At 44.7% G+C, this 11,829-nt stretch carries 10 protein-coding genes; all 10 read left to right on the forward strand.

Annotation, left to right across the window (positions count from 1 at the left end):
* Positions 1-102: 102 nt before the first annotated feature.
* The 10 genes from V6B33_RS17885 (at position 103) to V6B33_RS17930 (ending at position 11,688) form a co-directional block, all read left to right on the forward strand.
* Positions 103-1,296 carry a NupC/NupG family nucleoside CNT transporter gene (locus V6B33_RS17885; protein WP_334219046.1) on the forward strand — a complete coding sequence of 398 codons (1,194 nt, stop codon included), beginning with the start codon at positions 103-105 and terminating at the stop codon, positions 1,294-1,296.
* A 199-nt stretch (positions 1,297-1,495) separates the two neighbouring features.
* Complete coding sequence (locus tag V6B33_RS17890; RefSeq protein WP_334219047.1) at positions 1,496-1,999, forward strand: acyl-CoA thioesterase; 504 nt, start codon at positions 1,496-1,498, stop codon at positions 1,997-1,999.
* 420 nt (positions 2,000-2,419) lie between these two features.
* Positions 2,420-3,397 carry a BMP family lipoprotein gene (locus tag V6B33_RS17895; RefSeq protein WP_334219048.1) on the forward strand — a complete coding sequence of 326 codons (978 nt, stop codon included), beginning with the start codon at positions 2,420-2,422 and terminating at the stop codon, positions 3,395-3,397.
* 24 nt (positions 3,398-3,421) lie between these two features.
* Positions 3,422-5,080 (forward strand): methyl-accepting chemotaxis protein, encoded by a 1,659-nt coding sequence (locus tag V6B33_RS17900; RefSeq protein WP_334219049.1) that lies wholly within the window; start codon positions 3,422-3,424, stop codon positions 5,078-5,080.
* A 401-nt stretch (positions 5,081-5,481) separates the two neighbouring features.
* Positions 5,482-6,486, forward strand: a complete 1,005-nt coding sequence (gene mreBH / locus V6B33_RS17905; protein WP_334219050.1) for a rod-share determining protein MreBH — start codon at positions 5,482-5,484, stop codon at positions 6,484-6,486.
* 933 nt (positions 6,487-7,419) lie between these two features.
* Positions 7,420-7,986: an RNA polymerase sigma factor gene (locus tag V6B33_RS17910; protein ID WP_334219051.1), complete on the forward strand. Its 567-nt coding sequence runs from the start codon at positions 7,420-7,422 to the stop codon at positions 7,984-7,986.
* Positions 7,983-8,690, forward strand: a complete 708-nt coding sequence (locus V6B33_RS17915; protein ID WP_334219052.1) for an anti-sigma factor — start codon at positions 7,983-7,985, stop codon at positions 8,688-8,690. The genes V6B33_RS17910 and V6B33_RS17915 overlap by 4 nt, the downstream gene beginning before the upstream one ends.
* A gap of 138 nt (positions 8,691-8,828) precedes the next feature.
* Complete coding sequence (locus tag V6B33_RS17920) at positions 8,829-9,461, forward strand: cupin domain-containing protein (RefSeq protein WP_334219053.1); 633 nt, start codon at positions 8,829-8,831, stop codon at positions 9,459-9,461.
* 154 nt (positions 9,462-9,615) lie between these two features.
* Positions 9,616-10,962 (forward strand): copper amine oxidase, encoded by a 1,347-nt coding sequence (locus V6B33_RS17925; protein WP_334219054.1) that lies wholly within the window; start codon positions 9,616-9,618, stop codon positions 10,960-10,962.
* A 72-nt stretch (positions 10,963-11,034) separates the two neighbouring features.
* Positions 11,035-11,688 carry a class F sortase gene (locus V6B33_RS17930; RefSeq protein ID WP_334219055.1) on the forward strand — a complete coding sequence of 218 codons (654 nt, stop codon included), beginning with the start codon at positions 11,035-11,037 and terminating at the stop codon, positions 11,686-11,688.
* Positions 11,689-11,829: the final 141 nt, after the last annotated feature.

Here is an 11,829-nt window from a genome sequence, read left to right on the forward strand (position 1 = left end):
CATGCATTTTTATTTTGCCCATCAAGAGGTCTGACATCAGATGTCGTCTCTTCAAGGTATAAGAATTCGTATTGTGATAGTTCAATTATGGAGGGCTTATGTATGGATATCTTATTGGGTTTAGTATCTTTGGCGGGGGTATTGTTTCTTGGCTGGCTCTGGAGCAGCAATCGTTCCGCAATCAAGTGGAAGACGATCGGAATCGGAATCGCCTTGGAATTCCTGCTTGTTCTGTTCGTTCTAAAAGTACCATTCGGTCAGACACTGCTAAAGAAAACGGCACTCGGCGTCCAAAAGGTCATCGACTACAGTAACGAAGGAATCATGTTCGTCTTTGGCGGTTTCTTCGAAAAAGGAAGCAATATCACATTCGTATTTGCGATCAATGTGCTTGGAGCAATCATTTTCATCTCGGCGGTGATTTCTGCTCTCTATTATTTACGCATCATCCCTCTGTTCGTGAAGTATATCGGTATCGTATTGGGTAAGATCCTTGGCACGACGAAGGTTGAATCGTTCAATGCAATCGGGAATTCGTTTCTCGGATTGGTAGAAGCACCCCTCCTTGTCAAACCGTATCTGGCAAAATTGACGCGATCCGAACTATTCGCGATCATGGTAGGCGGAACCGCTTCTGCCAGCGGGGCGATCTTGATCGGGTATTCATTGATGGGCATTGAAATGAAGTACCTGCTTCTTTCTGTATTCAGTGTTCCGCTTGTTTCGCTGGTGATGTCGAAAATCATGGAGCCGGAAACAGAAGAATCAAAGACGAACGGCAATATTTCATTAGGAAAGACGGGCCATACCAATATATTTGAAGCCATTTCCGAAGGAGCGATCAGCGGAGTGCAGCTGGCGATCAATATCGGGGGATTGCTCATCGCCTTCATCGGCGTGCTCGCGCTAGTGAATGGTCTGCTCGGTCTCGTTCATACAGACCTTTCAACCATATTCGGGTATGTCTTCTACCCTCTCGCTTTATTGATCGGGGTACCAGTGGATGAGGCATTTCGGGCAGCCTCGATCATCGGGACAAAACTATCCGTCAATGAATTTGTGGCCTATGATCAGCTTTCAGGAATGATCGACGAATTGTCGCCGAAAACAGTGGCAATCCTTTCCGTTGCGCTATGCAACTTCGCAAACCTGTCGTCAATCGGCCAGCTGATCGTCGGATTGGGTTCTTTAGAGCCTTCCCAGCGACCGACCGTTTCAAAATTGAGTTTAAAAGCAATCGGGGCAGGTACTCTGGCAAGTTTCATCACAGCGATCATGGTCAGCAGCCTTTTATAAGGCTATTTTCTTACGATTAAGAGATTTGTACCCTGTTTAGGCAGAAGTCGAATAGAGCACGTGCAAGCACATCTTTCACATTCTGCTTGTTGAAGGATGACATCAATAAGAAATATTTCTCTTTATGTTTCTATTTTGCCTCTTTGGTGAATAGTAAAAGGTAGTGTACGTTTATTATTTTGGACGGAAGGTGAAAGAAATGAGAGAACAGAAATTCATGAAAGAAACAAAAACGAGCAAAACCACGCATGTTCTTCCACCGGACACGAATCATCACGGTACGTTATTCGGTGGAAAGCTGATGGCATATATCGACGACGTCGCGTCCATCGCGGCCACCCGTCACGCACGCAAACCGGTCGTCACCGCTTCCACGGATTCAGTCGATTTCTTACAGCCGATCAAAGTCGGCGACGCCGTGACGCTCGAAGCGATTGTCACATACACCGGTCGCAGCTCCATGGAAGTCGGCGTCAAAGTCATGTCAGAAGTCCTGCTGACAGGTGAAACGAACGTCGCAGCGATCTCCTTTTTAACGTTTGTCGCCATTGAAGGGGGAAAACCTGTGGTGATCCCGGAGGTCGTCCCGGAAACAGAGGAAGAAAAATGGCTCAACGAAACGGCGAAGAGCCGTGCAGAGCACCGGAAAGCCCGTAAAAAGCACAGCCAGGAATTGGCGGAGTTTTTCAGGAATGCATATTAGTTATTACGAGAGATGCTTATGATGAGCATCTCTTTTTATGTTGTTTTTCTGCATGACGCGCGATTTCGTATTCACACACCCTCTAAAATATCAAAACTGATCTCCAAACCAGCTTCATGTAGAATTCAGTGCCCGCTTATGAGCGAGATTTTTGGTTTATGATCGAAATATTCATTTTATGAGCGAAATTCTCATTTTATGAGCGAAATCCGGATTATATGATTGAACTAACGATTTCACTTCGAATTTCGACACACCTCGACTCAGATACTGCCCCACCACACTCCATCCCTATTCACTCACCAATTTTCAAAATACTCCCACTTTTCCTTCCAAGCTAACATTTCTCCGCCCTCCTCCGATATTACAAAGGTACGGACAAGTACGCGTCTATTTTTACCATTAAGTGGAGGGTTTATATTGAAAAAGTTCATATTGATTGTGCTGGTGATGATGCTTGCGGCAGCCGGCTGCTCGTCTTCTTCATCTGAGCAAAATAGTAATGAAAACAAACAAACGATCGGGATCCTTCTTTCTGACACCGGTCTCGGGGATGGATCATTTAATGATTCAGCATTCCGCGGTCTTGAACGGGCTCGGGATGAACTGGGGATCCTGTTTGATTACAGGGAGGCACCGGACGGAAACTTCGAAGAGGCTCTTCAGGAACTCGTCAATCAGGATCATGACCTGGTGATCGGGCTCGGTTTCTCCATTCAGGATGCGCTCGAGAAAGTCGCGAAGGAGCATCCGGAGCAGAATTTCCTTCTCATCGACGGCTTTTCGGAACTTGATAACATTACATCAATCACATTTAAGGAACATGAAGGCAGTTTTCTTGTCGGCATGGTGGCAGCGATGAAGACCAAGACGAATACAATTGGTTTCATTGGCGGTGCGGATGCTCCGGTCATCCATCGTTTTGAAAAGGGTTTTGAGCAAGGTGCGAAGTATGTCAATCCTTCGATTAAAATCCTGAAAGACAATGCGAATAACTTCGGTGATGCTGCTCTTGGAAGCAATATTGCCAACAAACAGATTAATGCAGGTGCAGACTTCATCTACCCGGCAGCCGGATTTACCGGGGTCGGAGCGATACAGGCTGCCCAGAAGGCAGGCATCTATTCTGGCGGCGTCGATTCCGATCAATACTTCATCGCTGAAAAATCGGTTGTGACCTCGATGTTGAAAAAGATAGATATCGCTGTTTTTAACCTCACAAAAGAATTGGTATCAGAAGGAAAGATTTCAGCATCATCATTTGAACTCGGCTTAAAGGAAGATGGAGTCGGCCTTGCTCCTGTCCGAGTCACTGAATTGACAGATGATGAAAAGAAGAAGATCAAAGATGCAACAGATAAGATCATTTCGGGAGAAGTCACGATAAAGATGCAATAATCCCGCCTAAGGAGTTAATGTTACATGGCACTGAAAAAAAGATTAATGATATTGGGGTTCATCCCCCTGATTCTATCAACCATCATAATAGGATACATCGTTTCACAATTAATCTCTCTTCAAAGCTCAGCGAATGAAGATGTCCAGATCCTTTTAGAAACCGAACAGCTGAGGGGCGACCTCATCGTCACAAAGCAGGCACTTGCCAATTACTCCGTCAATTCCACTGATGAGAATAAACAAATGGTGGAAACGTTATTGACGGACACTGCTTCACAAATTGATGAATTGGAAAAAATCATCTTTATTGAGAATCAGGAACAAACACTGGCTGTCATAAAGTCGAAATTCAAAGAGCTGAAGTCAGCCTCCGAAGATGCATTGAGTGCGAACAGCAAAGCTGAGATCAAGCGGCAATCTCTGCGGATTTCTGGTGTCCTGAATGATATGTATCTATTAAACAAACAAACGAATGACTGGTATCAAAATTTATTAAAAGAGAATGAGCAGGAAATCACCTTCATTGTGTGGGCGACTGTCATCGGCTTCCTGACAGCCATCATCCTATCTGTCGCTGCCTCTATCATTCTTTCAAACCGGATTGTGAAACCGCTGAATGCGATGGTCCATAATGCAGAACGAATTGCCAACGGGGACCTGACGATCACGTTTGAAGAAAGCAGACATAAGGATAGTAAATTTGAAGTGAATAAATTGCAATCAGCATTTCAACACATGGTCGGAAACCTTCGCAATACGGTTCAATCCGTAAATGACATCGGAGTGAACGTCGAACAATTCACCAGGGATGTACAAGTCCAGATGGCCAACTTGTCTGAAAGCAGCAGCCAGGTCGCTGTTTCGACAGAAGAATTGGCAAAGGGCAGCCAGGCAATTTCAGAGGATGTACAGTCCACTGCTTCATTGATGGCAGTGATGGGTGAGGATTTTGCCCGGAATGTCCGCGGCAGCCAGGAATCCTCCGCTAACAGCAAGGTCGCACTTGAATCCGTCGAGCACGGAAGAACATCACTGATCAAGCAAAAGGAATTTGCCGATTCCATCGCTGAGTCTTCCTCTTCGATTGAACAATCCGTACAATCCTTTGCCCAGTACACCGGTGAAATCGAGCAGGCTGCACTTGCAGTGAAAGACATTGCCGAACAAACGAATCTTCTTGCACTTAATGCAGCGATCGAAGCGGCACGAGCAGGTGATGCAGGAAAAGGCTTTGCAGTCGTGGCTCAAGAGGTCCGCAAGCTTGCCGAGGATTCGTCGGTTGCTACGGAAAGAATCGGGAATATGGTCGGAAGCATCAAACACGGGATTCATTCGATCATGGAAGCCTCTCAGAAAGGCAGTTCTTTGTCCACCCGCCAGGTAGAGTCCATGTCTGTTACTGAAAGCTCCTTTGAAGAAATAGCGGGAAATGTCTCTGTTATTTATGAAAAACTATCAGAACTTGAACAAGGGATGACAGCTTCAAACGAGCGTACGAACAATGTCATCGCTGCGGTTGAGAACATCTCGGCAATCACGGAAGAAACAGCTGCCGGAACAGAAGAAATCTATTCTTCAACAGAAGAACAGCTTCGCTACTTCGAGCAGATGACAGAACAGGTATCAGAACTGAATGCCATGACTGTTAAAATGAAAAAGGAACTGGAAAAGTTCACACTATAACCGTAAGAGGCCGGAGAAATGTCCGGCCTCTTATTTGGCTATCAATCTTTCTATCACTCTATCCCTGCCTTTTATACTTGTCCCTCAAAAAACATTACTATATTTTCCCTGTTAAGTATGGCTGTCACCATTCTACTAGTCGTAATTGCACCCGTTCATTTGTTACAGAACGTTTAAATTTATTTAACGAAGGTAATCAAACCGAAGATCCATATATACGTATATAGGTATTTAAAATCGCTCTGTACATACCTTTTATCACAGGATGTGTCCATTGATCCTTGTCATACTTTGTAACATTATGTCGGTGGTAAATATCTCCACCTTCAAATCCGACAGAAATCTCCTATACTATATAGAAGGTTATAGTGTGTAGAATTCTTATAGTTGGAGGAATATTGATGTTATCAAACTCTGAAATCGGGATCGATTTAGGAACCGCAAATATTCTAGTTTATAGTAAAAATAAAGGAATCATTTTAAACGAACCGTCTGTAGTCGCAATCGACACAGAAAATAAACAAGTATTAGCAGTCGGCGTAGAAGCCAAAAACATGATCGGAAAGACCCCTGGTAAAATCGTGGCAGTCCGCCCATTGAAAGACGGCGTGATCGCTGACTTTGATGTAACAACCGAAATGTTGAAACAAGTCATGAAAAAAGCGAGTAAAAAGCTTGGATTCTCCATCCGCAAGCCAAACGTCGTGGTTTGTACACCATCCGGTGCGACAAGTGTAGAACGCAGAGCGATCCAGGATGCCGTACGTGGAAGCGGGGCAAAATCTGTCACTCTTATCGAAGAGCCTGTTGCGGCTGCAATCGGGGCGGACCTCCCTGTTGACGAGCCTGTTGCAAACGTAATCGTGGACATCGGCGGCGGAACAACAGAAGTCGCTATCATCTCTTACGGCGGCGTGGTATCGTGCAACACGATCCGCATCGGCGGAGACCAAATGGACGACGATATCATTCAGCACGTACGCAAACGCTACAACCTGCTGATCGGTGAAAGAACGGCAGAAAACATTAAAATCGAAGTGGGCCATGCGTTGATTGATCATGAAGAACGCTCCATGGAAATCCGCGGACGCGACCTGGTCACTGGTTTACCGAAAACGATCACATTAACTTCCCATGAAATTCAAAGTGCTCTAAGAGAATCACTGCTGCATATCCTTGAAACCATCCGTGCAACGCTCGAGAATTGTCCTCCTGAACTAAGCGGAGACATCGTAGACCGCGGTGTGATCCTCACAGGCGGAGGATCCCTGCTGAACGGACTTCAAGACTGGCTGAGCGAAGAAATCGTCGTGCCTGTCCACCTTGCACCAAATCCATTGGAATCTGTTGCAATCGGAACGGGACGTTCATTAACTGTCATCCACAAACTGCAAAAAGTAAAATAATACGTAAAGGAACGAACCCCCGAACGCGTTCGGGGGTTCGTTTGTCTTTACTCTACAACCCTCCTCAAAAAAACAGCTGCTATAATACTAGGGGGGGTCTGTTTTGAAGTACAAAATATGAATTAACCTTACTTTTCGTATAGTAATTCGCACCAAAATTAAAAAGCAATTGGGCAAGAAAATCAAAAAGAAGAATGCTTGGAAACATATGCTCCAAGCATTTTTTATTCCAAGATAAGCACTGGTTACCGATTTTCAAATATGAATATCCAGAAAATAAGCTACTAAAATAAGGGAAGAAACTCCTCTTATTGAGGAAACAGCACGAAAAACAGAGTGAATAGAGGGAAATATTCCCCCTATTTACCCTAAAAGCATGAAAATGGACCATTTTACTTGCCATAACGGGAAAATCTCCCCTTATATCCCCCGAACCAAGCCCTATTCTGAAGGATAACGGGAAAAACTCCCCTTATTTAAACAATCAGAGGTTACTCACAATGAAGGATGAAAAAGTGTCTGCTTCATTTATCTGTCTCTAAAAATCAACACCCACCCCCTGCTAGTTAATTAGCATTCGTAGCACACCAATTGGTATAACGATTAGCATGTGAATTTTCATGCTGACAATAACTTTTGACACCATGTGAAAAGGGGTTCGAAATTCAGGGTAGATTTACCGTATGTTTTTTAATCCCTACATATATCAACAAAAAGAAGCAGTCTAATTCAGTTGCGAATAGGACTGCTAATTGGTGAGCTAATTTAGTTTTTGTATTCGAAAACCGAATCCGTTACTATATTACCCTCTTTTTATAAAATTCAAACCAATATGATCCAATTTGATTTTTTTTACGTTAGCTCTTTAGAATTGAGTTAAATGGGGTTATTTAGTATCCTTAACTTTCTTACGTCATACTGAAGGAGCAATTTATGTCACAGCATGTCAGGGATATTGATTTATACCATAAGGTAGTCAGTGAAAAAGATTCATCTGCTTTGCGCCAGCTTTATCGAAAGTACGAAAAGCTCATTTATTCTTTTTCCTATAAAATGACCGGCGATAAGGAGATTGCGGAAGAAGTGATTCAGGAAGTGTTTCTGAAACTTTGGAAAAAGCACTCTCCTTACGACCAATCTAAGGGAAAGTTCTCTTCCTGGTTATTGACGATGACTCGGAACACAAGCTTAGATGCTCTCCGCAAACGTAAGAAGCATGAGTCCGTTGAATATATTGAAAAGGATTCGCTGCAGGTCAGTTATGAAACGCCTGCCGACATCGTGGAATGGAAGGAAAAAGGGAAAGCGATCCAGGACTGTATCCGTGCTTTAAAAGAGGATCAGCAGCGGATGGTCCATTTATTTTATTTCAAGGGACAGACACAACAGTCCATTTCCAATAGCACGGACACACCGCTCGGAACTGTGAAAGGGAGAATCCGGCTGGCATTGAAGCATCTGCACAGCTGCCTTAAAGGGAAAGGAGGGGGAACGGAATGATTCAGCAGCCATGTAATTACTTACTTGATTATTTCAATCATCATCTTGATGATGTTGAAAAAGCATCGTTCGAGAAGCATCTGGAAAGCTGTTCTGACTGTCGTGAAGCATTGAATGAGCTTCAGCACCTGAATGAGTTCCTGCCTTATGCTTCTGAGCCCATTGACCCTCCCGAAGGATTGGAAGACCGTGTGTTTGCCAGTATAGACAAGGCATCCTCAGTCACTCCATTACGAAAAGAAAAACCGCGTAAGAGATGGATATTCCCTTCTGTAGCTGCCGTACTTGCTCTTTCTTTGCTTGGAAATGCCTATATGTACACACAGATCGAGCAAGAAGAAGAAATTGCGGAGCAGGCGACTATCGATCAGGTCACTCAATATGTTGAGCTCGCCGCCGTGAAAGGCAATGCCAAAGGAACGGCCAGCATTATCAAACAGGGCGAACAATCAAGCCTTGTCGTGCAGGCTTCACAGCTGGAGAACTTAACCAAGGAAGAAGTGTACCAGGTATGGCTCATCAAAGATGACAAGCCGGAGCGGGCTGGTACATTTGTGACCGGCGATGATGGAAAAGGTTCAGTCGTCTTTAAATTGAACGAAGAATTCGTCAAGAAAGACTGGGATACGGTCGCGATCACTCTGGAGCCTGATGCAAACAGCCAGCTTCCACAGGGAGAAATCATACTAGCGTCACAACTATAATTCATACGATTAACGAATGCCCGGCATCCTGTCCGGGCATTTTTTTAACACTTTTCTTTTTGACTTTTCTCCCGTCTCATACACCCATCCCATGCACTAGAATACACTAGCTAGAAAAGTACCCAAAGAGGTGAACAAATGACTGCTGCAACTGACTATACATCTCCTTCTGTACAGTTTTTTGGAAGTGTGAACGATCATAACCTGTTTACAAAAGATGCTCATAATCTGATCAACATCCTTGGCAAAAAGCAATTGAATACGCTGGAAAAAACGTCCCTACTCGACATATTCCTCAGTAAAGGTAACGTCGTGGAGCCTCATTATCATCAAAATGCAGCTGAACTTGTCTATTGTATTTCCGGCAGGATCACAGTCTCGCTGCTCAATCCATTCACGAGGGAATTGCTCACCTATTCCGCTTCACCGGGAGAAGTGGTGAACATTCCACAAGGCTGGTGGCATTACGAAGTGGCCGATGAAGACTACACCCATTTGCTGGCCATTTTTGACGCCCCCAACCCTGAAGTCATCCTGGGCTCTGATATCCTGACCTTCACACCTTCCGACGTCATGGCCCACACGTATTGCATGAATGAAAACCAATGGAATGCCGTCACTTCCAATGTGAAGCCTGCCACCTACATCGGCCCTCCCAATCATTGCAATACGCAAAACAGGAACCACTATACCGCAGAACAATCTTACTATTATTATTCTCCCCCCTATTGCCATATCTCTCCTTACCACTACGGATACTATGGACGATGAAAGCGCGTATTCTTTTAAATCTTTATCAACCCGGTCAGATCATTTCTGCCGGGTTTTTATAATGTGCTGAAAAAAGTTCAAAAAATAGTGATCCAACCTCAAACTTTTGTCGTTAGCTATATGAAAATATTAAAACAAAAGGAGAGATACCCCAATGAAATTCAAAAAAAGTTATTTAGCCATCCCGTTAAGCATGTCACTGATGATCCCGGCAGCAGGTACCGCATTCGCCCATAAGGGTGAAGATCACTCCCCGACAGCCGTAACACCGGCTTCCGATTTAAGAACGACACTTCAGCATTACTTAAGTGAACACGCATACTTAGCAGTCGAAGCAATGAGAAGAGGCGCAGAAGGATCGGAAGACTTCGACGCTGCGGCTGTTGCCTTAAGCGCCAATACTGAGGACCTGACAGCAGCCATCACTTCCGTTTACGGAGAAGAAGCAGGAAATCAATTTAATGGAATGTGGAGTGAGCACATCGGTTTCTTCGTTGATTACGTAAAAGCAACCGGAGCAGGCGACCAGGCAGCCAAAGATGAAGCACTCAAGAATCTGGACGGCTACCGTGCTGAATTCTCAAAATTCCTTGAAACTGCTACAGGCGAGCGTTTAGAGTCTGACAGCCTGGCAGAAGGTTTGCAAATGCACGTGAACCAGCTGGTAGGAGCATTTGACAGCTATGTGGCAGGAGATTACGAGAAAGCCTATAAATATGAGCGTGAAGCAATCGGGCATATGCATATGGTAGCGAAAGGTTTATCCAGTGCGATCACCGATCAGTATCCGGATAAATTCGAAAATACCATGGCCGTCACACCTGCAGCTGACTTGAGGGCTACTCTCAACCATTATCTGACCGAACATGCTGCACTTGCAACAATGGCCATGCAAAACGGAATCGACGGTTCTGAAGACTTTGAAGCGTCTGTAAACGCATTGAACTCGAACACCGAAGACCTGGCAGCAGCCATTGCTTCTGTATATGGCGAAGAAGCAGGGAATCAGTTCAAAGAAATGTGGAGTAACCATATTGGATTCTTCGTCGATTATGTAAAAGCTACTGGTGCCGACGATCAGGCAGGCAAAGATGAAGCATTGAAAAATCTGGACGGATACCGTGCTGACTTCTCCAAGTTTCTGGAAACTGCCACTGACGGCCGTTTAAAATCTGATGCATTGGCAGAAGGTCTGCAAATGCATGTCGATCAATTAATAGGAGCTTTTGACAGCTATGCTGCCGGAGAATACGAGAAGTCATTTGAAGATATCCGCATGGCTTACGAACATATGCTTAACCCGGCAAAGGGTCTTTCTTCCGCGATTGTCGATCAATATCCGGATAAGTTCGCTCACGATATGCCATCTCAAATGCCTAACACTGGGATGGGTGGAACAGCCGATCAGGATGAGTTCCCGCTTGAATATTTATTGGCTGCCCTGATGGCGGTTGCCGGCGGATCAGTCCTGGCTCTGAAGAAATACGCAGCAAATAAATAATGAGAAAGCAAAGAGGGACGACCCCGGCAAGGTCTGTCCCCTCTTTTGTGAAGATGAAAGGAGTGGCTTCACATGCTATATATTATGAGAGCTGTCCTCCTTGTGCTTGTACTATTGCCCATTTCAGCGTGCAATGCAGAAATGGGCATGAACACAAACGCAGGAACCGATGTGAAGAAAAGTGATCATCAACAGGATAAAGTACCTGAATCACAGCAAATGGCGAGCATCACTACCAGTTCTTCCCCCTATGCAGAGTCGATCATTAAGGATGAACGATCCGGAATCGTCCCTGCCACCCTTGAAATTCCTGCAATTGATTTAAAGGCGGATGTTGAGGCAGTGGGATTAAAAAAGAACAGGGAAATGGCCGTCACAGAAAGTTTCGAAAAAACCGGATGGTATGAAAATGGCTACAAACCCGGCGAACCCGGGAGTGCCGTCATCGGTGGACATGTTGACAGCCGGAACGGCCCCGCCATTTTCTACAACCTGAACAAGCTCTCTAAAGGAGACGAACTGACCGTGACAAGCAAAGCCGGAGAATCCAGAACCTTCGTTGTCACCGGCAAAAAAGAATATCCATGGGACGACGCTCCCTTGAAATCGATCTTCGGATACAGCCACAGCAGTACGTTGAATCTCGTCACCTGCACAGGCGATTTTGACCGGTCATCCAGGAACTACAGCAAACGACTCGTCGTTTATACGGAGATGAAAACCTGACTTAAGCAGCACAGTTTTATTTAAGTGGGTCTGTTTTGAAGTGCAAAATATGAATTAACATTGCTTTTCGTATAGTAATTCGCACCAAAATTAAAAAGCAATTTGGCAAGAAAATCAAAAAAAATGCTTGGAGACATATGC

Origin of the sequence: Mangrovibacillus sp. Mu-81 (assembly GCF_036867415.1) — a bacterium.
Classification (GTDB): domain Bacteria; phylum Bacillota; class Bacilli; order Bacillales; family Bacillaceae_B; genus Rossellomorea.

Excerpts from the sequence above, each read along its gene's own strand:
- V6B33_RS17885 (WP_334219046.1), top strand. The coding sequence starts at position 103 with ATGGATATCTTATTGGGTTTAGTATCTTTGGCGGGGGTATTGTTTCTT.
- V6B33_RS17890 (WP_334219047.1), top strand. The coding sequence starts at position 1,496 with ATGAGAGAACAGAAATTCATGAAAGAAACAAAAACGAGCAAAACCACG.
- V6B33_RS17900 (WP_334219049.1), top strand. The coding sequence starts at position 3,422 with ATGGCACTGAAAAAAAGATTAATGATATTGGGGTTCATCCCCCTGATT.
- mreBH (WP_334219050.1), top strand. The coding sequence starts at position 5,482 with ATGTTATCAAACTCTGAAATCGGGATCGATTTAGGAACCGCAAATATT.
- V6B33_RS17910 (WP_334219051.1), top strand. The coding sequence starts at position 7,420 with ATGTCACAGCATGTCAGGGATATTGATTTATACCATAAGGTAGTCAGT.
- V6B33_RS17915 (WP_334219052.1), top strand. The coding sequence starts at position 7,983 with ATGATTCAGCAGCCATGTAATTACTTACTTGATTATTTCAATCATCAT.
- V6B33_RS17920 (WP_334219053.1), top strand. The coding sequence starts at position 8,829 with ATGACTGCTGCAACTGACTATACATCTCCTTCTGTACAGTTTTTTGGA.
- V6B33_RS17925 (WP_334219054.1), top strand. The coding sequence starts at position 9,616 with ATGAAATTCAAAAAAAGTTATTTAGCCATCCCGTTAAGCATGTCACTG.
- V6B33_RS17930 (WP_334219055.1), top strand. The coding sequence starts at position 11,035 with ATGCTATATATTATGAGAGCTGTCCTCCTTGTGCTTGTACTATTGCCC.